General features: G+C 44.8%; 29 protein-coding genes. 1 reads left to right on the top strand and 28 read right to left on the bottom strand.

Annotated elements, in window-relative coordinates; translation table 11 throughout:
- Positions 1–70 precede the first annotated feature (70 nt).
- The 13 genes from H2R00_RS18065 to flaG all read right to left on the bottom strand — a co-directional run bounded on the left by H2R00_RS18065 (position 71) and on the right by flaG (position 12,408).
- A complete protein-coding gene (locus tag H2R00_RS18065) occupies positions 71–1,321 on the bottom strand; it encodes a murein hydrolase activator EnvC family protein (protein ID WP_154997349.1) in 1,251 nt (416 codons plus the stop codon).
- 92 nt (positions 1,322–1,413) lie between these two features.
- Positions 1,414–2,304 carry a permease-like cell division protein FtsX gene (gene ftsX / locus H2R00_RS18060; RefSeq protein WP_154997346.1) on the bottom strand — a complete coding sequence of 297 codons (891 nt, stop codon included), beginning with the start codon at positions 2,302–2,304 and terminating at the stop codon, positions 1,414–1,416.
- Positions 2,297–2,983 (bottom strand): cell division ATP-binding protein FtsE, encoded by a 687-nt coding sequence (gene ftsE, locus H2R00_RS18055; protein ID WP_154997343.1) that lies wholly within the window; start codon positions 2,981–2,983, stop codon positions 2,297–2,299. The genes ftsX and ftsE overlap by 8 nt, the downstream gene beginning before the upstream one ends.
- 354 nt (positions 2,984–3,337) lie before the next feature.
- Entirely contained in the window at positions 3,338–3,664 is a 327-nt protein-coding gene (cccB, locus tag H2R00_RS18050) for a cytochrome c551 (protein ID WP_043926672.1), read from the bottom strand.
- 48 nt (positions 3,665–3,712) lie between these two features.
- Positions 3,713–4,567 (bottom strand): YitT family protein, encoded by an 855-nt coding sequence (locus H2R00_RS18045; RefSeq protein WP_182069992.1) that lies wholly within the window; start codon positions 4,565–4,567, stop codon positions 3,713–3,715.
- Between the two features lie 199 nt (positions 4,568–4,766).
- Positions 4,767–5,868, bottom strand: a protein-coding gene (gene prfB / locus H2R00_RS18040) for a peptide chain release factor 2 (RefSeq protein ID WP_097366454.1) whose coding sequence is annotated in 2 segments (ribosomal slippage) — positions 4,767–5,795 and positions 5,797–5,868 — 1,101 coding nt in all. Because the reading frame shifts where the segments join, the coding sequence is not laid out codon by codon here.
- A 62-nt stretch (positions 5,869–5,930) separates the two neighbouring features.
- Complete coding sequence (gene secA, locus H2R00_RS18035; protein WP_154997334.1) at positions 5,931–8,456, bottom strand: preprotein translocase subunit SecA; 2,526 nt, start codon at positions 8,454–8,456, stop codon at positions 5,931–5,933.
- Between the two features lie 160 nt (positions 8,457–8,616).
- Entirely contained in the window at positions 8,617–9,177 is a 561-nt protein-coding gene (gene hpf, locus H2R00_RS18030) for a ribosome hibernation-promoting factor, HPF/YfiA family (protein ID WP_043926676.1), read from the bottom strand.
- Between the two features lie 240 nt (positions 9,178–9,417).
- Positions 9,418–9,795 carry a DUF8042 domain-containing protein gene (locus H2R00_RS18025; RefSeq protein WP_043926677.1) on the bottom strand — a complete coding sequence of 126 codons (378 nt, stop codon included), beginning with the start codon at positions 9,793–9,795 and terminating at the stop codon, positions 9,418–9,420.
- A 9-nt stretch (positions 9,796–9,804) separates the two neighbouring features.
- Positions 9,805–10,146 carry a flagellar protein FliT gene (gene fliT, locus H2R00_RS18020; RefSeq protein WP_182069991.1) on the bottom strand — a complete coding sequence of 114 codons (342 nt, stop codon included), beginning with the start codon at positions 10,144–10,146 and terminating at the stop codon, positions 9,805–9,807.
- A complete protein-coding gene (gene fliS, locus H2R00_RS18015; protein ID WP_043926679.1) occupies positions 10,146–10,547 on the bottom strand; it encodes a flagellar export chaperone FliS in 402 nt (133 codons plus the stop codon). Before fliS ends, fliT begins: the two co-directional genes overlap by 1 nt.
- 18 nt (positions 10,548–10,565) lie before the next feature.
- The gene (locus H2R00_RS18010) at positions 10,566–12,047 is read right to left on the bottom strand and encodes a flagellar hook-associated protein 2 (protein WP_182069990.1); all 1,482 of its coding nucleotides are present in this window, start codon (positions 12,045–12,047) and stop codon (positions 10,566–10,568) included.
- Between the two features lie 19 nt (positions 12,048–12,066).
- Positions 12,067–12,408 (bottom strand): flagellar protein FlaG, encoded by a 342-nt coding sequence (gene flaG, locus H2R00_RS18005; protein WP_152846406.1) that lies wholly within the window; start codon positions 12,406–12,408, stop codon positions 12,067–12,069.
- Between the two features lie 271 nt (positions 12,409–12,679).
- On the opposite strand from flaG, the gene H2R00_RS18000 reads away from it, so the two are divergent.
- On the top strand, positions 12,680–13,063 hold the full coding sequence (locus H2R00_RS18000) for a hypothetical protein (protein ID WP_182069989.1): 384 nt from the start codon (positions 12,680–12,682) through the stop codon (positions 13,061–13,063).
- Positions 13,064–13,205: 142 nt separating this feature from the next.
- Here the strand turns inward: H2R00_RS18000 and hag are convergent, their stop codons facing one another.
- The 15 genes from hag to degS form a co-directional block, all read right to left on the bottom strand.
- Positions 13,206–14,096: a flagellin Hag gene (gene hag, locus H2R00_RS17995; protein WP_146874673.1), complete on the bottom strand. Its 891-nt coding sequence runs from the start codon at positions 14,094–14,096 to the stop codon at positions 13,206–13,208.
- Positions 14,097–14,229: 133 nt separating this feature from the next.
- Positions 14,230–14,454: a carbon storage regulator CsrA gene (gene csrA / locus H2R00_RS17990; RefSeq protein ID WP_003185697.1), complete on the bottom strand. Its 225-nt coding sequence runs from the start codon at positions 14,452–14,454 to the stop codon at positions 14,230–14,232.
- On the bottom strand, positions 14,448–14,879 hold the full coding sequence (fliW, locus tag H2R00_RS17985) for a flagellar assembly protein FliW (protein WP_182071114.1): 432 nt from the start codon (positions 14,877–14,879) through the stop codon (positions 14,448–14,450). The genes csrA and fliW overlap by 7 nt, the downstream gene beginning before the upstream one ends.
- A 21-nt stretch (positions 14,880–14,900) precedes the next feature.
- Entirely contained in the window at positions 14,901–15,467 is a 567-nt protein-coding gene (locus tag H2R00_RS17980) for a DUF6470 family protein (RefSeq protein ID WP_182069988.1), read from the bottom strand.
- A 50-nt stretch (positions 15,468–15,517) separates the two neighbouring features.
- A complete protein-coding gene (gene flgL, locus H2R00_RS17975) occupies positions 15,518–16,429 on the bottom strand; it encodes a flagellar hook-associated protein FlgL (RefSeq protein WP_182069987.1) in 912 nt (303 codons plus the stop codon).
- Positions 16,430–16,439: 10 nt separating this feature from the next.
- A complete protein-coding gene (gene flgK / locus H2R00_RS17970; protein WP_176276612.1) occupies positions 16,440–17,963 on the bottom strand; it encodes a flagellar hook-associated protein FlgK in 1,524 nt (507 codons plus the stop codon).
- Positions 17,964–17,978: 15 nt separating this feature from the next.
- Complete coding sequence (locus tag H2R00_RS17965) at positions 17,979–18,455, bottom strand: flagellar protein FlgN (RefSeq protein WP_106071063.1); 477 nt, start codon at positions 18,453–18,455, stop codon at positions 17,979–17,981.
- Positions 18,456–18,473: 18 nt separating this feature from the next.
- Positions 18,474–18,740, bottom strand: a complete 267-nt coding sequence (gene flgM, locus H2R00_RS17960) for a flagellar biosynthesis anti-sigma factor FlgM (protein WP_003185713.1) — start codon at positions 18,738–18,740, stop codon at positions 18,474–18,476.
- A 79-nt stretch (positions 18,741–18,819) separates the two neighbouring features.
- Positions 18,820–19,239, bottom strand: a complete 420-nt coding sequence (locus tag H2R00_RS17955) for a TIGR03826 family flagellar region protein (RefSeq protein ID WP_154999584.1) — start codon at positions 19,237–19,239, stop codon at positions 18,820–18,822.
- Between the two features lie 58 nt (positions 19,240–19,297).
- Positions 19,298–20,032, bottom strand: a complete 735-nt coding sequence (locus tag H2R00_RS17950) for a double zinc ribbon domain-containing protein (RefSeq protein ID WP_182069986.1) — start codon at positions 20,030–20,032, stop codon at positions 19,298–19,300.
- Positions 19,989–20,273, bottom strand: coding sequence for a late competence protein ComFB (comFB, locus tag H2R00_RS17945; protein WP_182069985.1), 285 nt, complete (start codon positions 20,271–20,273; stop codon positions 19,989–19,991). Before comFB ends, H2R00_RS17950 begins: the two co-directional genes overlap by 44 nt.
- 54 nt (positions 20,274–20,327) lie before the next feature.
- Entirely contained in the window at positions 20,328–21,722 is a 1,395-nt protein-coding gene (locus H2R00_RS17940; protein ID WP_182071113.1) for an ATP-dependent helicase ComFA, read from the bottom strand.
- Positions 21,723–21,845: 123 nt separating this feature from the next.
- Complete coding sequence (locus H2R00_RS17935) at positions 21,846–22,688, bottom strand: DegV family protein (protein ID WP_182069984.1); 843 nt, start codon at positions 22,686–22,688, stop codon at positions 21,846–21,848.
- 119 nt (positions 22,689–22,807) lie between these two features.
- Entirely contained in the window at positions 22,808–23,497 is a 690-nt protein-coding gene (gene degU / locus H2R00_RS17930; RefSeq protein ID WP_003185730.1) for a two-component system response regulator DegU, read from the bottom strand.
- Between the two features lie 81 nt (positions 23,498–23,578).
- Positions 23,579–24,736, bottom strand: a complete 1,158-nt coding sequence (gene degS / locus H2R00_RS17925) for a two-component sensor histidine kinase DegS (RefSeq protein WP_003185733.1) — start codon at positions 24,734–24,736, stop codon at positions 23,579–23,581.
- Positions 24,737–24,820: the final 84 nt, after the last annotated feature.

The following is a 24,820-nucleotide window of genomic DNA, read 5'->3' as shown; positions in this document are numbered from 1 at the left end:
TTTGGGATAACCCAAATTTGAATGACAAAAAGCCGATTCGGTCCATTTCCGGACGAATCGGCTTTCATTTTTAAAGCGGTATATAATTGGCCGGGTCAACAGCATTGGATTTCGCGTTGTTCCAAAGGCCTTTATGAATTTCAAAGTGAAGATGCTGCCCGTAGGATTGGCCTGTATTTCCCATCGTTCCAATCACTTGCCCCTGTTCAACACGCTGGCCTGTCTGCACTTTAATTGAAGACATGTGAGCGTAGACCGTCTGATATGTTTGCCCGTTGATGTTATGGGTAATAAACACAACATTGCCGTAGCTGGACGAGTAATGGGCGTTATAGACCGTTCCGGCGGCTGCCGCATAAATTGGAACACCTGAACCGCGCTTGGCAATATCTACGCCGAAGTGATTCCCGAGCGAACGATTCCCGAACCCGGAAGTAAATGTGCCGGAAGCAGGACGGATAAAGCCTGAGCTGCTTGGTGCCGACGGTTTAGATGAAGAGGCTTCCGATTGGCCGCTTGAAGCCCGGCGGCTCGCTTCCGCTTCCTGCTTTTTCCGATGCGCCTCTTCGGCTTTGATCGCTTCATTCTGACGCTTTAAAATTTCTGCTTCATTTTCAAGTGAACCAAGTTCTTCATGTGCGTGATCTTTATCTTGCTTCACTTTTTTCATGACGTTTGCTTTTTCTTTTTGCTGCTTGTCGAGCGTCTTTTTTAAATCTTCCAGGTCTTTAAGCGCTTTTTCAAGGCTTTCAAGGTCCTTGCTCAGCTTTGTTTCCTTTTCCTCAACAAGCTGAAGATCGCGCTTTTGTTCTTCCATCAGATCTTTATCAGCTTCAACAATTGTCGAAACCGCACCCGCGCGGCTGATGAAATCTCCAAAACTTTTCGAGCCGAGAAGCACGTCTATGTATTGAACGGAACCGCCGTTTTCCTGCATGGAGCGAACCCGGTCTTTCAATATTTTATTGCGTTTCTCAATCTTTTCTTTAAGTTTTTTGATTTGCTTTTTCAGCTCTTCGATGCTTTTCTTTGTTTGATCGATTTCTTCATTTTTCTTTTCCAGCTTTTCATTCGTGTCCGTCATCTGACGGTCGATTTTCTCGATCTCGCTTTTCAGGCTTGCTTCCTTTGATTCAAGCTCTGAAAGCTCCTGTTTCTTTTTTTCGAGCTTTGATTCGTTTTCAGATTTTTTGCTTTGAACGTCGCTCTTTTTTTTCTCCAAGTCTTCATAAGCTAAAGCATGGTTGCTTTTTAGGGGGATCAGCAATGCCGACGATCCGAGCACAGCGGTCAGCCCCAGCGTCATAAGCTTTTTTTTCAACCTTGGTTCCTCCTTGCCTTCAGAATCAAGGGAGCCCGGCGCTTTGCAGGCATCCCAGCTTTAAACATGATACAACCGGCGAAAACGCCGGTTTAAACTTTTAAGAATTTGCGAATCGACATCAAGCTTCCCCATACACCGATAACGGCTCCGATCAGCACCAAGATCGCTGAAATCTGAAAGACGAACGGATTGTACGGCAAGAGCTGTATGAATGTGCCCTGAACTTTCGGAGCGATCCACTGAACGGCATGATGATACGTTCCGAGCAAAATAGCGATCGGAATGATAGAACCGCATACGCCCAAGAGCAGACCTTCAATGAAGAAAGGCCAGCGAATGAACCAGTTTGTCGCGCCTACAAGTTTCATAATCTCGATTTCTTTGCGTCTCGCAAAAATCGTAATTTTGATCGTATTAGAAATTAAAAACATCGCCGTAAACAGCAGGCCGATGACCAATGCAATCCCGATTACTTTGGCGACATTGCTGATTTTAAACAGGCGGTCTACTTGCTCCTGCCCGTATGTCACCTTATAGACATTAGTCAGCTTCTCAAGCTTCTTGGCAGCTTTCGGCGTATCTTGAGGGTCTGTTGTTTTAACGACAAACGCATCGTTCAGCGGATTTTCCTGCTCGAACATCGCAAAGAATTTCCCGTCTTCGCCAAAGCTGTCTTTCAGATTTTTAAGCTCTTCATCTTTAGATGAGTATTTGACATTGCTGATTTCTGGTATTTTTTTAATTTCTTTTTCCAATGTATTTTTTTGATCCTGGTTGGCCGTCAAGTCAACCAGTACTTTGACTTCGACTTCTTGTTCGGCTTTTAATGTCATATTGTATACGTTCAGCATGATGACTAAGAACACGCCGACCAAGATAAGTGTAACAGTTACAGCACTGATGGATGCGAAAGTCATCCACGCGTTTCTCCCGAGAGATTTTAAGCTCTCGCGCAAATGCCGTCCGAGAGTTCTAATCATAAGAACCATACTCCCCTCTAGCTTCATCACGCACAATGACCCCGTCTTCGATTGCGATGACCCGTTTCTTCATGGTGTTTACGATTTCTTTGTTATGAGTCGCCATAACGACTGTTGTTCCGCGGTTGTTGATTTCCTCGAGCGTCTTCATGATTTCCCAAGACGTCTCAGGGTCAAGGTTTCCCGTCGGCTCGTCAGCGATCACGACATCAGGATCGTTGACGATTGACCGTGCAATTGAAACCCGCTGCTGTTCTCCTCCGGACAGCTGATCAGGGAATTGCCTTGCTTTGTGCTTCAGCTGAACAAGGTCAAGCACTTCAAGCACTTTTTTTCTGATCGCCTCTGGGCGCTCCCCGATGACCTCTAAAGCAAATGCAACATTTTCAAACACGGTCAGCTTCGGCAGCAGTTTAAAGTCTTGGAATACAACGCCGATTTTCCTTCTGATGAAAGGAATCTCTTTTTCTTTGAGGTCCGCCAAATTTTTATTGTTTATGACAATCTTTCCTTTGGAAGGCTTTTCTTCGCGGTATATCATTTTAATGAAGGTTGATTTACCTGCTCCGCTTGGTCCTACAACATAAACAAATTCTCCGGGATATATAGAGATGCTTATTCCGTTCAGCGCTGATACCCCGTTGGAATAAGTCTTATATACATCTTTTATTTCGATCATGTAATCACCTAATCTTTTATGTATGTTTATACGGTCATACTCTTCGAAAGGGCATGTCGTTTTGTGTCCCTGCCAAATTCACGGTAAGTAATATAATACAAGCCCTTTTTCAACAACACCCATTATACGTCAAGATTAGACAAAATGATATTACAGTTTTGTTTCAATGCCGACCTAAGTTATAGGAAAAACGCAAAATCAGCCAAAAAATTTGTACTTTGGGCCTTTTTTAAGACAAAAGATCTTATTTCTCTCGGTTTTCCAATAGGCATAAAGACCTCTTAAACAAAAAAAGAACCTTTTTCACCTGTATGTGAAGAAGGTTCTCATCGCCTCCTGACTGGCAAGGCATTCTTATTTTTTCTCTGAAAGCCACTTCGCGACCGCCTCAGCTTCTTTTTCGTCTACAAGATTGCCAGGCATTCCGCCGCGGCCGTTGACTACGATGTCCTTAATTTCGCCTTCCTTATACTTGCCGCCAACTTCTTTCAAGCTCGGGGCCGAACCGCCGGCCAAATCCTTACCGTGGCAGCCTGTGCAGTTTTGCTGGTAAATCTCTTCCCCGTCCGTTGCAGTTGCTTGCCCGCCTGTGTTTTTCTCTTTGCTTTCGTTGTTATTGCCGCCGCAGGCAGCCAGAACAAAAGAAACAGCCATAAACAGAGTAAACAGCTTCATTTTCATTTTTTTAAGTCAGCTCCTTTAACAAGTCAACCTTTATTATAACCTCGATTACGCGCGTTTAAAACCCTCGCCAAGCACCTCTGAAGCATCCATCGCAATGACAAATGCAGACTCATCAATGTGTTTCACAAGTTGTTTCAGCTTTGTGAACTCGGTCTGGCCGACCACGCACATCAGAATGGGCCGCTCATCATCTGTATAGCCTCCGACCGCTGATATTTTCGTAATCCCCCTGTCGATTTTATTCAGTACCGCATGTCGGATTTCCTCTTCCCGGTTGGTAATGATCATCGCCATTTTGGAACGGTTCAATCCGACCTGGATAACATCGATGGTTTTGCTTGATATATAAACGCCAAGCATCGCATACAATCCCTGTTCGATGTTAAACACAAACATCGCGGACAGGACGATCGTTCCGTCAATCAGCGCTAAACATTTGCCTTGCGAAAGCCCGGTGTACTTATGAATGATTTGCGCGGCCAGCGCAGTTCCGCCCGTCGAGCCTCTTCCGAGAAAGACCATCCCGATCCCGACTCCGATGCCGACACCGCCGAAAATGGCAGCTAAGAGCGGATTCTCTGTCGCCGGAGCAAGGTCCCGCGTCACATATACGACAAACGGGAGAAAAACAGACCCGACAAGCGTCTTGATGCCGAATTTTCCTCCGAGTATGAGTACCCCGGCAATAAATAAAGGAATATTAAATGCCCACTGCACATAGGCGGCTTCAAAGCCGAACGATTGCAAAATGGTGCTGATGCCGCTGACTCCGCCGGCTGCAATCCGGTTGGGAAGCAGAAACATATTAAATGTCACAGCGACGACGGCCGATCCAAACAGGATATAGCCGTAGTCACGCAGCGCCGTAAACAATTGATATTTCGTTTTATCCATATTCATACCTGTCATCCCCCGCACGATTCGTTACCAATCGAGAGTATAGCATTTAGCTTATTGTAAGTAAATAACAGCCAAATAACGTATTAAACGGATAAAGCGGCAGAGGCACAAAGCTTTTTAAGGTTTAGGCTGTACATATTCAGGAGATTTACCCGCAAAAAAGACACATCCGCATAATATGGATGTGCCTTTCTTCAATTTAGGAAAGCTTGGAACGCAAATATGCGTCGATGAAAGAGTCAATGTCTCCGTCCATGACCGCCTGCACGTTCCCCATTTCCGTGTTCGTTCTATGATCCTTCACTAGAGAATACGGGTGGAAAACGTATGAGCGGATCTGGCTTCCCCAGCCGATTTCTTTTTGTTCGCCGCGAATTTCGTCAAGCTGTGCCTGCTGCTCCTCGATTCTGCGCTGATACAGCTTCGATTTCAGCATTTTCATGGCACGTTCGCGGTTTTTAATTTGTGACCGCTCCGTCTGGCAAGTGACGATGACGCCTGTCGGCAGGTGGGTGATCCTGACGGCGGAGTCTGTCGTATTGACGTGCTGGCCGCCGGCGCCGCTTGCCCTGTACGTGTCGACTTTAATATCTTCCGTGCGGATCTCAATGTCGATTTCTTCGTTGAATTCAGGCATGACATCACAAGACACAAACGACGTGTGCCTGCGCCCTGAAGAGTCGAACGGAGAAATTCTGACGAGTCTGTGCACGCCTTTTTCGGCTTTTAAATAACCGTAGGCATTGTGGCCTTTGATCAGGAGAGTGACAGACTTGATTCCCGCCTCATCTCCTGGAAGGTAATCAAGGGTTTCCACCTTAAATCCGCGGCGCTCTGCCCACCTGGTGTACATTCTGAGAAGCATTGAACCCCAATCCTGTGATTCGGTGCCGCCGGCTCCCGGGTGAAGCTCAAGGATCGCATTGTTTTTATCATACGGCTCGCTTAACAATAGCTGCAGCTCAAATTCGTTAAACTGCTTTGTTAAGCTTTTCAGCTCATTTACCAGTTCATTTTGCAGGTCCTGGTCAGGATCTTCTTTTAAAAGATCGTGTGTCATTTGCAGTTCTTCATGAGATTCGCTTAAACTTTTGTACGTGTTGACATAGTCTTTTAACGCATTCGCTTCATTAATGATCGTCTGTGCTTTTTGCTGATCTCCCCAAAAGTCAGGGTCAGCCATCTGCTCGTCTAGTTCACTGATTCTTGCTTCCTTTGTTTCGAGGTCAAAGAGACCCCCTGAAGTCCGCTAACCGAGTAGCCATATTTTCAAGTTCCTGTCTGATTTCTGCCAATTCCATTATTCTTTCACCTCATCAAATATTTCAGCCGGTTCAAAATAAAAAGAGGCGTGCACCTCTTTTTATTCTGTTCTTCCGCAGCAGTTTTTATATTTTTTTCCGCTTCCGCAGTAGCAAGGATCATTGCGTCCGATATCCACCGCTTTGCGGACCGGTTTTTTCTTCGCTTGTTTTTCCTCATCGCCTTCTTTCGGCTGATGGGCTGTCGTCTGTCCTTGAATGACCTCTTCGCGCTCAAGGTTGTTTTCGATTTCAGCCTTCATGACGAATTTGGCTACATCATCTTCGATGGCCGCGATCATGTTTTCAAACATTGCAAAGCCTTCCATCTGATATTCGCGGAGCGGGTTTGTCTGAGCGTAAGCGCGCAGATGAATTCCTTGCCGGAGCTGATCCATCGCATCGATGTGATCCATCCATTTCGTATCCACTTCGCGGAGAACGATGACTTTCTCAAATTCGCGCATTTGTTCAGAGCCGTAACGCTCTTCTTTCTCATCGTATTTCGTCTTGATGCGGTCATAAATGAGCTCTGTAATCTCCTCAGGCTCTTTTCCGAAAATGTCGCTTTTCTCGACTCCGCCCTCATCAAGGAAATTCGCATTTACAAGCTCGGCAAGGCCGTCAAGATTCCACTCTTCAGGGAGATCTTCCTTCGGCGTGTATGAAGCAACAGCCCGCTCAAGTGAAGCTTTAATCATATTTTCGACGATGGAGCGAAGGTTATCGGAATCGATGACCTCAAACCGCTGTTTATAGATGACCTCACGCTGCTGGCGAAGCACGTCATCGTATTGCAGAAGCTGCTTACGGGCATCAAAGTTGTTGCCTTCCACACGCTTCTGTGAAGATTCGACCGCTCTTGAAACCATCTTGCTCTGAATCGGCGTCGAATCGTCCATTCCGAAGCGGTCAAGCATCGCCATCGTCCGTTCTGCGCCGAAGCGTTTCATTAATTCATCTTCCATGGAAAGATAAAATTGGGTGATACCAGGGTCCCCCTGACGGCCTGAACGTCCGCGCAGCTGGTTGTCAATCCGCCGTGATTCATGGCGCTCCGTACCGATGACGGCCAGTCCGCCAAGCTCTTTTACGCCTTCGCCAAGCTTGATGTCCGTACCGCGTCCGGCCATGTTCGTCGCGATGGTAACCGCGCCTTTTTGCCCGGCATCTTCGATAATCTGAGCTTCCCGCTCGTGGTTTTTCGCGTTCAACACTTGATGCGGAATTCCTTTATTTTTAAGCAGCCTTGAAATCAATTCAGATGTTTCAACCGCAACCGTACCGACAAGAACCGGCTGGCCGACCATATAGCGCTGGGCGACATCCTCTGCAACAGCTTTAAATTTCCCTTCCATGGTCCGGTAAATTAAATCAGGGCGGTCATCGCGGGCAATCGGCTTGTTGGTCGGAATCGTTACAACCTGCATGTTGTAGATGTTGCGGAATTCTTCTTCTTCCGTTTTTGCCGTACCCGTCATTCCGGCTAATTTTTCATACATTCGGAAATAGTTCTGGAAGGTGATCGTCGCGAGCGTCATGCTCTCATTTTGGATCTCAAGGCCTTCCTTCGCTTCAATGGCCTGGTGGAGTCCGTCGCTGTAGCGGCGGCCTTTCATCAGACGGCCTGTGAAAGAGTCGACGATGACGACCTGGCCGTCTTCGACGACGTAATCGACGTCTTTATGCATCGCCGCATGGGCTTTCAGGGCCTGGGCAATATGATGGTTTAAGGCGACATGGCGAACGTCAAACAAGTTTTCGATGCCAAATGCTTTTTCAGCTTTTGTCATCCCTTCTTCAGTCAGCTGAACGCCTTTTGTTTTCACGTCGTATGTGTAGTCCTGATCCGCTTTTAGCGTGCGGACAAACGCATTGGCCTGAACGTACAGCTTAGTGGATTTGGCCGCTTGTCCAGAAATGATGAGCGGCGTTCTTGCTTCATCGATCAAAATGGAGTCGACTTCATCGATGACCGCAAAATGAAGCGGACGCTGAACCATCTGCTCTTTATAAAGCACCATGTTGTCGCGCAAGTAGTCAAAGCCAAGCTCATTATTCGTTGAATACGTAATATCTGCTGCATAGGCTTCGCGCTTCTCGTCTTTTGACAGGCTGTTCAGGTTTAAACCGACTGTCATCCCAAGAAATTCAAAGATTTTTCCCATCTCTTCAGCATCGCGGCTCGCCAAGTATTCGTTGACCGTCACGATGTGAACGCCCTTCCCTGACAGAGCGTTCAGATAAACGGGCATTGTGGAAGTCAGCGTTTTACCTTCCCCAGTTTTCATTTCGGCGATATTCCCTTCATGAAGGGCAACGCCCCCCATCAGCTGAACCTTAAACGGGAACATGCCTGTCACACGCCGGGAAGCTTCCCTGACAACGGCAAACGCTTCAGCCAAAAGATCGTCAACCGTTTCGCCTTTTTCAAGGCGCTCTTTGAACTCGATTGTCTTTTGTTTCAAAGCTTCGTCTGAAAGCTTCTCCATATCTGCCTTGAGCGCATCAATCTCGTTCGCTTTCTTTTCATAACGGCTGAGCGTGCGTTTTGTCGGATCAAACACTTTATTTAAAATTCCAAGCATAGAATAACGCTCCTCTTTAATTTCCTTGTTTAAGTATGAGTAAACAGTAATTTTTATATATGCAATATCATATCATACCTTTTGTCATTTCCAAACAATTTACCGCGGGGAAACGGAAAAAATCCCCTCTGCGGAAGATCCGGGAGGGGACTTGATATATTTATTCGTTCGGCTCGATCAAACCGTATTTTCCGTCGTTTCTTCGGTAGACCACATTGGTCAGATTGGTTTCGGCGTTCGTGAATACAAAGAAGCTGTGTCCAAGCATATTCATTTGTAAAATCGCTTCTTCATTATCCATCGGTTTTAGATTAAAGCGCTTTTGACGGACAACCTGCGGCTGTTCATCTTCAATGTCATCCTGCACGGCCGTTCCGATGCCGTTTCCTTCTGCAAAAACATACTTCGGAGAACCTTTTTCGCGGAATTTCCGGTTAACTTTTGTTTTATGCTTGCGTATTTGACGTTCCAATTTGTTCGTTGCGAGATCGATTGCATTGTACATATCTTCGTGGTGAACTTCCGCACGGAGAGAGAGGTCTGTCATTGGAATTGTCACTTCCACCTTTGATTCCTGATCGTTGTAGAATTTCAAGTTGACGTGAACAATCGCATCAACGTTATTTTCAAAATAACGTTCAAGCTTTCCAATTTTCTTCTCGACGTGTTCTCTTAACGCTGGTGTTACCTCAATGTTTTCTCCTCTGACGTTGTACTCCATCAAAAGAACGCCTCCTTTATATTAAGGATATGTAAATACATTTCGTCTTTTCCCTGCTGAATTCCTGCATAAACGTAAAAATTATGTGAAAAATCCGTGAATTTTGACGAAGATTGTCTCCTTCCATCTGACCCCCTTTATTAAATCTTAAATATATTCACACGCGAATAAAATCAGAACGCCACTTTTACTTTATAAAAAAAAGGCATACACCTGCACAAGCCGTTCAGATGTATGCCATTAATGGATGACGTAAGGTTTCATGCATTGGTGGATCGTGTTCATCCATTCCCGATAAAGCGGTAAAAAATGATGGGTTAAGTCATGCTGAAATTCGGCAGACGGATAATTGTAGTAAATCAAGCTGTCAAATTCACGAAAGACTCTGTCAAAAAAGCGAATCGAAGATTTGGCACAGCTTGTCTCCAAAATCGACAGCAAAACAGCGTGCGACGAATCCAACTGAAAAAAAGCATAGATTAAATCGTTAAAAATCCGCTCTCCTTCTGTCTTTGCCAAATCTTGATTCGCTTCTATTAAATAGCAAAACCCCTCTTCAATCGTAAACAAAAGCTGATAATAAGTCGTTAAGAGCATGTAATCGTCGGTGCTTGTCAAAGCGATCACCTATTTGCGCTTGTCATAATATGTGCCGTCAATCGTCATGTTGGCGTACGGATTGATATAAGAATGATGCATGGCACGCTTCTGCTTCGCCTGAAGCAGCTCCTGTTTGACAGCCTGCTGCAGCCTTTTCAGCTCGGCCATGAGCAATGGCTCCATATCCGTCACTTGCCGCAGCTGCTGCTTTTCTGTCTCAGAAAGAGGCGGCTTGATCTCTTTGATCAAGCCATCGCGTTTTTCAAGAAAATCTTCAATTGCCTGAACCAGCTCATCGCTTTCCGGGGCGTCTTTTATTTGAGCGAGCATTTGTTTTGTTTCGCTGTATAGCAGCTCAATCTTTTCCATTATGCCAGCCCGCCCGATCCGAACCGGCCCTGCCGTTCGATTTGAAGCGCCTGCTTCCAGGCATCGCGTAAATCTTTAACATACCCTTCGACTTCCGTCACGATATCTTTGTCATTGTGAATGTTCGCTTCAACCAGGCGGCGGTGGATATACTCGTACATCGCCCCCATTGACGCAGCCAATTCGACTTTCCGGTCAAGGGTGATATTAAGCTCCTGGATAATCTTTTGAGCTTTGACAAGGTTCGTATTTTTCGTTTCCATATCCTCTTGTTCAATCGCCTGTTTCGCCAGCTTCATAAATTTAAGGCAGCCGTCAAATAGCATAAGCGTCAATTCTCCAGGGGTCGCCGTGTTGATTGAATTTTGCTGGTAAGCTGCATACGGGTTGTTTAAAGCCATTCTTGATCCTCCACAATATTATTGTCCAAGCATTTGTAATAAGTATGTCGATTGTTCGTTCGCTTTTTGAATCGCTTTTTCCATCGCCGTGAATTTTGTGTAGTAGCGATTTTCGACTTGTTTCAGGCGGGCGTTCATTGACGAAATGTCAGATTCAACTGTATTCAAGTTTTTCCCGATTGTAAATTGATTGTTTGTCATTGCTGAATTTCCGGCTTTATCCTCAATCTGCTTTTTCGTATCGGTCAAAACAGTCTGAAGTCTTCTCATGATACCTTTTTCATTATAGTTTTCAGTGCTGCTTGTTCCTGCCATAAAGAGATTTGCCACACTGTCCGGATCTTCTTTAATTTTCGCTTTCAGCTTTTCTTCATTGATCTCTAAATGACCGCGCTGACTGTAAACGCTTGATGTCGTAATTCCAAACTGAGTGAGCTGCAGCGATTCGCCGTTCACAGACACATTTGAATAAAAATCAGTCCGCATTTGGTTGGTGGCGCCGCTTAAAATCGTGTCGCCCCTTAACAATCCGCTTTTCGCTTTTTCTTCCCAAAGCTCAATTTGCTTTTCCGTCATATCTTTTTTCTGTTCTTCTGTCAGCGGTGTATAGTCGCGGTATTTCTTTTCCGTGAGCTTGCCGTTGACCATATCGATCAGTTCGTTGTACTTTGTGACAAAGTCTTTGATCTTATCATAAATCCCGTCTACATCAGTCGCTACATCAAGCGAAACGGGGCTGGTCGTCGTATTTTTCAGCTGATATGTCACATTATTAACGGTAAAGTTGTTCGTTGTCTTCTCAATCTGCAATCCGTTGATGACAACTTCGGCGTTTTGACCGACCTGGCTGGCTGTCAGCTTGTTATCGGCGTCAAGCGAAAATCCGAGCTGATTGGACATAAAGTTCGCCGTACCATCATCAGCTGCCTGTATGCTGCCCCCTGCCCCGGTTGCTTTTGATGTAAAAGCGATCGTTTCCACATATTCAGAACCGTTATAAATCTTTTCTTTCATAGCGGTTACGCCCAAATTTGATTTGTTGACTTTGGAAACGATGTCATCCAGCGTATCTGTGCTGCTGACGCTGATTTCAACCTTTTTCGCAGTCGTTTCTCCAGGAGATGTCACTTGAAAAGTTAACGTTTGATCGCTCCCCGTATACCCTGAAAGGCTAGAAGATTTATAGGTGGCAGCAGTTGCGAGCTTGTTGACTTGGATCGTGCCTGATGCCGCATTCGTGGTACCTGTTGCCGTAACAGCCGACTCGTTAGAGCTTGTCACCTTTTTCGCGCCGTATGTGCTGGGACGGAGCATAAGGTTGATTGATTCCTGCAAATCTTTAATTTTCGTATTGATTTCACGATAGCTGTCACGCTGCCATTCCAAAGTCTGTTTCTTTTGTGTAAGCTTATCGAGCGGGACGCGCTCCGTTTTCATTAATTTGCTGACAATATCGTCTACATCCATCCCTGAAGCTAAACCTGATATTCTGATCGCCATATCATCTAACACTCCTGTTCTATGTAGTTTTATCGACAATTAATCCCATGAACTCCGCCATCGCTGCATAAAAATCGAGCCACTCTTTTGGCGGGATCTCACGAACGACTTCCTCCGTCCGATTGTCCACGACCTTCACATAATACTCTCCCAATTTTTCGTGAAGCACAAACTGAAGGTGGACTTGCGACGGCTCCAAAAGGTTGTTTGCACCTTGTACGGTTTTTTCAAGCTGAGCAAATGTAAATTCTGCAGCGTCCGTCTGCTGCGGGCGTTCCACAGCTTCAGATTGTTTATTCATCATCTGTGTTTTGTAAGCATCAATTATGGGTTCTAAAGATGACAATCTACCGATCGACAATTTTTACCATCCCCTATGCTATGATCTAAAACTTATATCGGCTAAGGGCGAATGAGATTAAATATCTTTATGGAAAAAAATTAATTAAGGTAGATAGAAACTAGCCACTCACAGTATATTTTAAGAATAAAGACCATGATAAAACTTCCTTATGATAGCCATTATAAAATCCTTTTGGATACGAAAATATCTTTCAATAAATATTCAAATTTGTCATTTATTATAATGTTATAATTGAACTGACAATATCTACAAGAAAGGGGATTTGTTCATGAAAAAAATATTTGTGTCGCTGGCAATAGCCTTTGTATTGTCATTTAGTTTTTACTCGTCTTCGAAGGCAGCAGTTTTGGCTCGAGTAGCTGTATACCCTGGTGAAGTTCGCCAAAGCGCTGATATTTTTCGTGGCGTTGGGGAAGGCGATTTCCGGTGCATATTTTATTATGCAACACGTCTAGGTGGTGGTACTTGTTCACTTTACGAAATTACTCCGGATGGAAGAAATAGAGTAGTTGCCTCTTCCAGTGTAGATTACTCGCTACAACAAGAAATTCAAACAGTTTATACCGAACCGGATCACCTCTACTATATAAAAGGGAAGAATTCTGCACTAAGTGGTACAAGAACACTTATTATTAGCGAATTCACTAATTAATAGACATTCTGTGTTCAGACACTCTAAGGTCAATGATTGAGTGTCTCTTTTCTAATATTACAAAAAAGGATTTAATAATTTACTTGGTTTGATATTACAAAAAAAAAGACCTTGGGCAAAAACCAAGGTCTTTTTTAAGCAATTAACGAAGCAACTGAAGAACGTTTTGCGGCTGTTGGTTCGCTTGAGCAAGCATAGCTTGAGAAGCTTGAGAAAGAATGTTGTTCTTAGTGAACTCGCTCATTTCTTTAGCCATGTCAACGTCACGGATACGAGACTCAGCAGCTGTTAAGTTCTCAGAAGAAGCACCAAGGTTGTTGATTGTGTGCTCTAGACGGTTTTGTACCGCACCAAGTTTAGCACGTTGTGTAGAAACTTGGTTGATCGCATCGTTAACGACTTTCAATTGTGCGTCGAAACCGTCATTAGGTGCAGCAGCTTCGTTAGTAGCAAATTTTGTTACGTCTAGATTTTTGATGTTAAGAGCAGTATTATCTGTTCCTAGATCTGTAGCTGACATTGATTCAATGTTTACTGAAATTTGTTGAGTAGCATTAGCACCAATTTGGAACACTAAGCTTTTTGTAGTTGCCGGATCACCAGTATCTTTGAAAGTGCCATCTAACAATTTTTTACCGTTAAATTCAGTACGGTTTGAAATACCATCAATTTCTTCAATTAGTGCATCCATTTCATCTTTAATTGCACTAAGGTCTTCAGCTTGCTGTGTTCCAGTGTTTCCTGCTTGAACAGTAAGTTCGCGCATACGTTGAAGGATCGCGTGGGTTTCAGTCAATGCACCTTCAGCTGTTTGGATAAGAGAGATTCCGTCTTGAGAGTTTTTCTGAGCCATTTCAAGACCGCGGATTTGTCCTCTCATTTTTTCAGAGATTGCAAGACCTGCTGCGTCATCTCCAGCACGGTTGATGCGAAGACCTGAAGAAAGTTTCTCCATGTTCTTTTGGCTTGCGCCATTGTTTGCTGACAGACGGTTCAGCGTATTAAGCGCCGCAATGTTGTGGTTGATTCTCATTGTGTATTTCCTCCTTGAAATGTGTTTAATTGCACGTCCATGTGCATGTTTGAAGCATTCAGGCTGTCCTTCCTGCTACATACTTTATATCGGAGGTGCCTTAAAATTGTTTATAGCAAAAATAAAAAAATCCTCACTTTTTTTGTGAGGATAATTTCGCAAGCAAATCGTTTGAGATGGAAGCGGCGCGGCTGTTTTCTTCCTGGATCGCCAAATAGATTTCCTTGCGGTGAATTTCGATATGCTTCGGCGCGTCGATGCCGATTTTCACCTGGTCTCCGTCAACGGATATGATTTTCACTTCAATGTCGTCTCCGATTTGAATCGCTTCATTGAGCTTGCGGGATAAGACTAGCATGCTTCCCCTCCTATCGGCTGCTTTGTCTGATAAGAAGAGTCATGCAAAATCACTTGTTTGGCAAGCATTTTTCTGCGGTTCACCACTATCGGGGCCATCAAATTGGCTGTTGATTTTTCGAATGGCTCCTCGATCGTTAAAATCGCCATCACTTCAACGTCTTCGGCAGATTCGATTTCAAGAAGTTCAGCCGTCGTTTCATCAAGATCAAAGCCGTAATCTTTGAAAAAGACGAACGGACTGGCGACAATGAATGCCAGCTCTTCCGACTGCACCGACTGAAGGACGACGAACGGCGAATCCTCGGACAGCGGCAGGATGACGAACTTCTTCTCGCTTGTAAATCCGGGCAGGCCGTTTTTAAACACGATTGTCTGGTCTTCTTGAATTTGCGTTTCTCCGTGATACTTCGTTTTAATGATCATCATTCACGATCCTTTGCTGAATTACTTTTGTTTTGGGTATTCCACATCTATTTTTACCTCCGGATATTGGAGCATGTCAACCTTCACACTGCCTGGCATATAGTTAACAACCGGTTTATTCGGCGTTGCTTCGATGATTGGCTTGTGCGGCGTCGCTTCAATGTTCACTTTAGCAGGTTCATAGGCGATCTTCACCCTGTCAAATGACGGCGTAAAATGAACGCCGATTTGAATCGGTTCAGGCTCGCTGTTCCGCCTCGCCTGGTCTGCCAGCGGATTGCCTTCGATTTCGATCCGCATCATTTCGTCTCCTTCTTCAGCGGTCCGCGCCATTCCGGCGAGCCAATCTTGATAGCCTTGCTGCGCCCCTTCTTCAATCCTTTTAAATATATGCTTTCTTTCTAAGTCTTCCCAAGCTTTTGTCTGGTCAATCGTGAGCTTTGAAGGGGTGGTTGTCATCTCCAGTTCGGCCGGCGGCTGCTCGATTTTCAAGTCGGCTTGCGGCTGTTCCATTTTTAAGTCCGGTGGCGTTGTAGTTAAACCGATGCGGCCGGGGATATTTTGCATGATCAGCCTCGGCATCTCCATTATGATATCCTCCTTTTGCTGAAAAAAAAGCAACTCGGGTAGAGTCGCTTTTATCTTAAAAAGTCAACCAGTGTCGGCTGAACGATTTTCGCATTGACGGCAAGTGCAGCTCTGTGAACCGATTGCTGTGTAATAAATTCGGTAATGATCTCCTCAAGCTCAACATCTTCGTTGTCTGACAATACCTTTGTCGCCGTCTCTTCCTGTTCGCTCAGCCGCGCATTGATCAATTCAAGCCGGTTGTAGCGCGCTCCGATATCAGACCGCTCATTGCTCATTTGATTGGAGAACTGATCAATATCTGAGAGTGCGTCTTCCATCCCTTCCATTGTTCCCGCTTTTAAAGCGTTCTCGAGAGACTCGATCATTTCAAAGACGTTTTGTCCGCTGCTTGACTGTCCGCCGAAAGCCGAAATCGGATTTGAGTTTACATTTAAGGTTGCGTTTGGCGAAACATTGATGAGAACGTCAGAGCTGCTTGTATAGTTTTCAAAATTGTATGTGTAAGTACCATCGGCGTTTTTTGTGATCGGAGCGACGTCAGAGTTCGTTCCGTTAAAAAGGTAGCGGCCGTTGACCTGCGTATTGGCGATCTGAATCAGTTGATCTTTCAGTTGGCCGATTTCGACCCCGATCGCATTTAATTCATCCTCGCCGTTTGTACTGTTTTGAGCCTTAACGGTCAGCTCCCTGATTTTCCCCATGATATCAATGCCTTCAGTAATGTTCGTTTCCGTGTTTTCAAGCCATGTAAAAGCTTGCGAGGCATTGCTTTGGTATTGTTTAACCTGGGACAACTGTGTGTTATACTTCAGGCTTTTCATTGCGACGACTGGGTCGTCAGATGCCCTTGTGATCTTTTTTCCTGAAGAAATCTGGGATTGAAGCTTATCCAGCTTTCCATAGCTTGAATTGATGTAGCGCAAAGAATTTTTTGCGATCATCCCTTGGGTTACCCGCATGAAACTCTACCTACCTTCCTACGACACCCATGCCGTTAATAATCTTATCAAGGACTTCGTCCTGCAGCGTAATCATTCTCGCAGCCGCGTTATAAGCATGCTGGAATTGGATCATGTTCGACATTTCTTCATCTAATGATACGGCGCTAACAGACTGTCTGTTCAATTCAGCCGTGTTTACAAGCGTTTCTGTATTTTTGGCCAGCCTGTTGGTTTCCTGAGCTTTTACGCCCATTTCACCGATGATGCCTGCGTAATAGTCTAAAACGGTCGTCGTTTTGTCGCCGATTTGAATTTTCTTGGTGAAGACATTAGCGAGATTTGTCGCGTTGGCGTTGTCGCTCGCTTCACCATTCAGCGATGCTGCAATTTTGTCGCCTTTTGAATTCATGATCTCATCGGCTACTTTAATTTTGCCGGCAGCTCCCTTTGCAGGCTCAGCCTCTCCCCCGGTAAATTCAAAGAAGATGCCTCCCGGTTCTCCCGATGAAGTAAACCCGCTTTGATGGACTGCATTAAACTCTTTCGCAAAAGCAAGCGCCATCGTATCCAGATCTGCGAGCATTTCAGGATACAAACCTTTTTCTTCACCGTTTGACATATATCCGTAAGATTCGATTAAACCGAGCAGGGACCCTTTGCCAGTAAACGAATCGATCCCGATATCCGTCCCGCCGAGGGAAACGCCCGTCACAAGGCCTGTATCGTTGTCGTAATTCACTTTGACAGTTTCAGTCGTAAAGTTTGGTCCGTCAAGAACCTTGCCCAGAGACTGGCCGTTTACGTCAAGGATTTCTATTGACGCAATGCCTTCAGCGGTTGCAAGTGGATTGCCGCCGGTTTTCGTATAGCTGACTTTGATATTAACCATTGAAGACAGTTCATCAAGGAGCTGATCACGCTTATCGTACAAATCATTCGGGAGATAGCCGTTCGGCTCGACTTTGGCGATTTGCTCGTTTAAGCTGTTCAGCTGTGACAGAAGCGAGTTGATCGTCATCACATTTTGATCAATCTGGTCGCCTAAATTTGATTGAACGGTTGTCAGCGATTCATACAGAGTGTTAAATGTCTCAGCGACTGCCTGCCCTTTCTGTCCAACAACAGAAGCAGCGCTCGGCTCGTGGGCGTTGTTCGTCAATTCCTGAATGGAATTCCAGAATGAATTCAGAACTTTGTTTAGTCCGGTGTCGTTCAGTTCATTCATAATCCCTTCCATTTGGTTAAAAGCGTCCACTTTTGCATTGTAATAGCCGGCCTTTGTATTCTGCGTCCGGTATTGATAGTCCAGAAAGCTGTCTCTGATCCGTTCAACCGAACCGATCTCAACGCCTGTACCCATCTGACCGGCAAGCCCGACAGAGTCTCTTGAAACGGACGGATAAGGGGTTGACGCTTTAAATGTGACACGCTGTCTTGAATACCCTTCGGTATTGGCGTTAGATATATTGTTTGCTGTCACGCTCAGAGCTGATTGCTGCGCGGACAAGCCTCTTTTGGCGATTTCCAGCCCTAAAAAAGTTGGGTTTGTCATCTTTTTCACTCCGTTCTAAGCTTTTGAGTCGAATAAAGAAAGCCGTTTTGTCCCGCCTGTCTGGTTTGACTGCTGCTCTTTTCCGTAATTCGAACCGCCTTCTTTCGGAAGGAGCATATCAAATGTAAGCGAGATAAATTGAAGCGACTGAAAAGTCAGCTGCTTGTTCAAATCGTTCACATCCTTTAAACGGATGACGAGCTGTGAGAGCTTGGCATACAGCTGTTCCAGCACCTTTTTCTCGCCGCCCGCAGCTTTGCTGATACATGCGCTGATGGTCGCGTCCGAGCTGCCGATACAGCTTTTAGTTGCTTCAATGCGGGACTGCTCCGTTTGTTCAATGGCCTGCACATACTTTTGTTCTTTCGTCACGATTTCTGAAAGTGCCTTTATTTCGTTCGTCTTCAGGGCCTCCGTTTTTTGTTCCGACAGAGACAGCAGATGTTCATGCAGCACGCATAAGCGCTCCAGCTCTTCAATCACCCGTTTCACTGAACTGACTTCCTCCTTTTATTGCTGTTTATAAAAATTGACCATTTTTTCAGCTATGCCTTTGCCGTCCACTTTGTACGTTCCATTCTCAACGGCTGCTTTCAGCTGGGCAATTTTCTCCTGACGCTCCTTCATTAAATCAGGGCCTTTTTGCAGCTCCTTTGCTTTCGCAGAAATCTCAACTTTATCTTCCGGCTGGGCTGCACCCTGTGAAGAAGCTGTTTGTTTTTCAAATGATTTATGATAAGGATTAACAGGTTGTGTTCCATATTGGTTGATCTTCATGGGATTCCTCTCACTTTCCGCCATAGTTATCTATGATCATACTCATTTTATCGTCTGAGCTTCAAGTTAGTTTAGGGAATCAGTCATTTTTAGGCTTAAAGGTATAGTACGTGCCTTTAGAACTATTGTTTTTCTGTTTTTCAAGCTGCTCCAGCTGGTCTAATTGACTCATTTGCGATGCTAAATCTTGCTCGCATGACATGCAATAACGCCCTTCCCGAATAAGCGTGCCGCACCTTTCGCACGGATAGCCGAGATTCGGGAAATTGGAGATTTGAATGCGTTTCTGTCTGATAAACTTCAATATTAACTCTTCTTCGACACCTGTTTTTTCTACGATCTGAAACATTGTAGACTGCCGGTTTTCCTGTTTTTTCAGAAATTTATAAACGGTTTCATACGCACGCTCTTCTTCTTTCACGCATGAAGCGCAAACGGTTTGAAAACTGCTTTTCATAAACAATGCGTTACATCTTGGACAATTCGCCAATTGATTCATAAATTTTGACCCCTATCCTTAAATTCTATCTTTTATATCGGCAGGGAAGAAAAATGATTTAGCTTCTAATTAATGTATATGATGATACAGATTTTGCCTCTCCGGATGTCATCAGACAATCAGCGGCATGATGAAGGGTCGCCCCTGTCGTATACAAGTCGTCAATCAATATGATATCCAGATTCTTTACTGATCCCTTTTCGGTTCTAAAAACGGTTTTTGGCTTAATCCGCTCTTTTCTGCTTTTTTTGGATTGTTTTTCATTTTCGATTCTGATCAAAGGATGAATAACGGGTCTTTTTAATAAGGAAGCAAGCCGCTCCGCCTGATTAAATCCCCGCTCCGCTTTACGTTCTTCACTGAGTGGTATCGGAACCAAAACAGCAGGGGTGCGGCGACAATATTGATGGAAAGCATTGATGAATGAAGGAGCAAAAGCGAAGACCAGTTCAGCATCACCTCTGAACTTAAAACGGGCAAGGACTTCTTTCATGAAGGTATTGTAGAGATAGACAGAGCGGTTTTGCCTCAAAAGAGAGCGGGTTAACGGATCAGCTTCCCATTTTGCGCAGTCACCGCACAGCTCTTCGCTCTCCTGGGGCCGTCCACACTTAGGGCACACGGTTCCTTTAATCTTGATAAAATTCTCTTTACATGCCCTGCATATTTTCTCTTCTGATCGTAAAAAGAAAAAAGCATGCCATGAGAGAGAATCTAAAAGAGGCGCTTCACAAATTAAGCAATTCAGTTTATTCCCTCCCTTTTCGATTGCTTTCGCAAAGCGGGTTGTCATTCACCTTTCTGGCAGCTTCAGCCAAGGTGACGAGCATTGATGTATTCTTTTGTTTGTCAACGAGCTCTGCTTTTATGTAAGCCAGCTTCGACTCATCTGTTACATATTGCGGTTTTACTGCATTTAAAGCCAAGGCGAGCACATCCTCCTTGCACCTGCTGCACGTACAGCTCATGTGCAACTGATCGATATACTGATCAAACAACTCTTCCAAAACAGCTTCTTTGGCATTGACTAGCATCCGGCACCGCTCCTCAATTTATATTCATAGGTATACTTTACCATGAATATCAGACTAGTCAATCAACATTTCCTTTTTAGACATTTTATTCATATTTTGAATATGACGCCGTGCCGCATTCATCCACTTTGTCCTGCCGTAATGAAAGAAACAGACGTCCCCAGCTGTGTGCTCGGGATGCCTGCCGGCTCTTCCGGCCATTTGGACGAGGGCGCTTTCAGTAAAAACCTCCGACTCTGCCCCCAATACTCCAACCTGCGCTTTTTTGACGGTCACTCCTCTTTCCAAAATCGTTGTTGTCACGAGCACCTCAAGCTTACTTTCTCTAAATTGGTTCACTTTTTCATTTCTGTCAGGGTCTTCGGCATAAACTCCTTCAGCGCGAAATGTTTCCTTTTTCAGCAGACTGACCACGGATTTAAGAACAGGGATAGAGGGAACAAATAAAAAAACCGGATGCTGCAGTTCCTGGTGCTTAAAAAGCCATTTTTTGAGGCGAAAAGGAACTTTTCTTCGTTTCAAACTCCCTTTCCAATCTCCGCACCAAATCAATATAGGTTCAGGCAGCGGGCTGCGATGGAATCTCGCGGGAATACAGACGGTGTGCAGCTTTCCGCTCTCAGCCCTTTTCTTCATATCCGCAGAAGGCGTGGCGGTCAAATAGATGTGTGCGCTTTGCCGTTTTGCCGATTTTTTAACAGCGTATTGCAGCGTGTTATCAATAGAATACGGAAAAGCATCCACTTCATCTATAATGATCACGTCAAATGCTTCTTTATAGCGGAGCAGCTGGTGGGTAGTTGAAATGATAAGCGGCGAGAGGGCCCCAACGTCTGAGCCCCCTCCGTATAAAGCGGCAATTTCCGCCCCTGGAAAGGCTTGGCGAAACCGCGGAGCAAGCTCGAGCACGACGTCTGTTCTCGGAGTGGCGATACATACTCTCAAGCTGTTGTTCAGCGCGAATTCAATCCCTTGAAAGAGAAGTTCTGTTTTCCCCGACCCGCAAACCGCCCAGATTAAAAGCTCCTCTTTCCTTCGTATAGCATCGATAATGGATTTGGCCGCTTTTTCCTGACCTGCTGAAAGCGTGCCTTTCCACTCTTTGTGAACAGGCGCCCATTCATGTCTGCCATGCGCGTGCCAAGTCAACAGAGGCGTACACTCGCTCACCCTGCCCATCATGACGCAGGACCGGCAGTACACGCAACATTTACTGCACCTATAGCAAGGATATCGAGCAAAACATGAGCGTTCGTGCTGGCCGCACCTCAAGCAAATAAAGCCCCTCTTCGTTTTTTTAATGCCTTCCTCCGTTTTTATCAAGCCTTCTTGGATATGCCAATCAATGACAGATTCCGGAAAAGGAAGTTCACTTTTCAGAAGGTGACGCTGCTCAATACATGACCGCAATTCACGGGAATAGATTGCCGGATGTTCGATATGAATCACCTCCAATCTGCCATCCAGTATCTATCATCGATGTTTTCTTGTAAAACAGTCAAAATCTAAAAATCCCCCTCCAAAACCGTTGAAAAAGAAAAAATCTCCGTTTTGCAAAACGGAGATTGGCTTTTATACTGTATACCAGGCGATACCCATTGCTCCTTCACCAAGGTGGGTGCCGATCACAGGCCCGAAATAGCTTTTATAAAATTCGACATGTGCATATTTCTGCGACAATTCTTCGATTATTTGATCGGCTTCTTCTTCACGGTTGGCATGAATCACAACCGCTCTTAGCGGCTTTCCTTTTTCGGCATCTTCACCAAAAAGCTCAAATAAACGGTTCATCGCTTTTTTTCTCGTCCGGATTTTTTCGTAGGGAACGATCAGCTTGTTCTCAAAATGCAAAATCGGCTTTACTTTTAAAAGGCTTCCGACAAAAGCCTGGGCGCCGCTCAGACGTCCTCCCCTTTGCAAATGTGAAAGGTCGTCAACCATAAAATAAGCCCTCATTGAGGTTTTCATATGATCCAAGTGGCGAATGATTTCTTCCGGAACCGCTCCTTTTTCCGCCATCTCAGCCGCTTCGATCGCATAAAAACCTTGAGCCATGCAGCTGATTTCCGAATCAAACGGATACACTTTAATTCCATCAAGCATACCGCTTGCTGATACAGCGCTGTTGAATGTTCCGCTGATGCCGCTGGAAAGATGGATGCTGATGACCGCATCATATGTTTCTCCGAGCTTTTCATAGAGAGAAATCAGCTCGCCGTACGCGGGCTGGGAAGTCGTCGGGAGATTTTCGTGAGCTTTTACTTCTTTGTAATAGTCCTTCCAGCTCATATCGATCTCTTCCCTGTATGAAGTCTCTCCAAAGATCACATTGAGAGGTATCATATAAATATTGTAGCGGTCACGCAGGTCTTTAGGTATATATGCCGTGCTATCTGTTACTACTGCTGTTTTCATGAAATAAACCTTCCTTATGAAAGATACTCTTTTCTATTCTAAAAGAAAAAGCAGCTTTTTTCATTATAAAGTTTGATTTTCTGCCAAAAGAAAAGACCTGCCTTATGGCAAGTCCACCTTTATCTCATTTCTACCCAGCCGTTTTTAATGGCTACAACGACAGCCTGCGTTCTGTCGTTTACATTCATTTTTTGAAGGATGTTGCTGACGTGGTTTTTAACCGTTTTTTCACTGATAAATAATGATTCGCCGATTCCGCGGTTGCTTTTTCCGTCCGCCAGCATCTGGAGAACCTCGCATTCCCTTCTTGTAAGAATGTGAAGAGGTCTCCGGATTTCCGGATACACTTCATGCTGAGCGTGAGATGATACACCGCTTGTTGCAAGGCGGCGGAATTCATTCACAAGATTATGCGTAACCTTAGGATGCAGGTAAGATCCGCCTTCAGCCACAACTTTCACGGCTTCGATCAGCGTATCGGCATCCATTTCTTTCAGCAGATAGCCGCGGGCTCCTGTTTTTAATGCATGTGTAACATAGTTTTCGTCATCATGGATGGATAAAATAATAACCTTTGATTCCGGATACAAGTCGACCAGTTGTTTTGTCGCTTCTACTCCGTTCACATTCGGCATATTAATATCCATGATGACAACATCAGGATGGTAGTGCTCGACAATGCGAGCCGCTTCATCTCCGTCGTCTCCTTCGGCCACTACCTCAAAGGTAGGTTCGAAATCCAAAATCCGTTTGACACCTTCACGGAATAACTGATGATCATCAATGATTACAATATTTACTTTAGTCACAAGCTACGCCTCCCCATTCTCATTGTTAAACACACCGCTTTTATGGTCAATATGTCTTTTGTCTCTATTTTACAATTATCTTTACAAAGACAGTGGAACTTTAATCAAAATAAATGTCCCAAGACCTATTTTCGAATCGATTGTCATTGAGCCTTCGAGCAAATCGACTCTTTCTTTCATACCTAGCAGACCGAAAGATTTGTTCTTCTTGCCTTTTACTTCTTTTAAGTCAAAGCCGTTTCCATTGTCTTTGATAATCAGCGTCACAAAATCTTTTGTCACTTCTACTTTAACATGAATTTCAGTTGATTCGGAGTGTTTTAAGGCGTTTGTCACTGCTTCCTGTGCAAGCCGGAATAGTGCCACCTCAAACCGCGGTGCTATTCTTCTTTCTTCGGATTCTCCGATGCATTGGAAATGAATCTTTGCTTTTCCATGATAATCTTCGATCGTGTTCAAGTATTTTCTGAGCGTCGGTATCAATCCCAAATCATCTAAAGCCATCGGCCTTAAATCATAAATGATTCTTCTGACTTCATAAAGAGCATTTCTGACGTTTTGCCGGAGGTTTTTAATTTCCTGAAAGCCTTCTTCTGTTCCTTTGTCTCTGAAGATGCGTTCGATCAGCTCAGATCTCATCATGACGTTGGCCAGCATTTGCGCAGGACCGTCGTGGATTTCCCTTGAGACCCTTTTTCTTTCTTCCTCTTGGGCTTCGATAATCCGCAGGCCGAAGTCCTGTTTGGCCTGCGCATCTTCAAGGAGAACACCGACCTGACGCAGATCCTGATTTAAATAGTTTAAGACTACGGTAATCTGGCTGACAAGCCCTTCTGAACGCTCGATGATTTCCTGAAGCCCCAAAAGGCGCCGTTCCAGATCATCACGCTTCTCTCTCAGCTGCTTTTCCCGCTGCTGGATCATCGTCAGTTCAACCTGCAGTTTGTGGGCTTTTTCATAAGCTTCGCGAATCTCTTCTTCACTGAATTTATGAAAGTTTCTGCTGACCTCTGACAAGCGGTTCCGCGCATGGCGGGCATGCACTTCCAGCCTGTCTCCAAGATCGATGACTTCGTTGACCTGCTGTTTAATCTGTTTCAGCTCTTCTACCAAGCCTTCGTATTGCTGACGGGACTGCTCTCCGATTTGAAAGACCTCATCCTTGCTCCCGTCAACCGTTTTTAACATCTTCATAATGATTGAATCTAAAACTTTGGAGTCCATTTTGGAAACACTCACCCATTTTCCCTCCGTAACAGCATTGTCATTTAGTTTTATCATAAATTTCATTGAACTGAAATTCGTGTCGAATTATAATGAAAG

Source organism: Bacillus haynesii (assembly GCF_014042035.1).
Lineage (GTDB): Bacteria > Bacillota > Bacilli > Bacillales > Bacillaceae > Bacillus > Bacillus haynesii.
The sequence above is the reverse complement of the archived record's forward strand: the minus strand, read 5'-3'. Positions and strand labels throughout refer to the sequence as shown.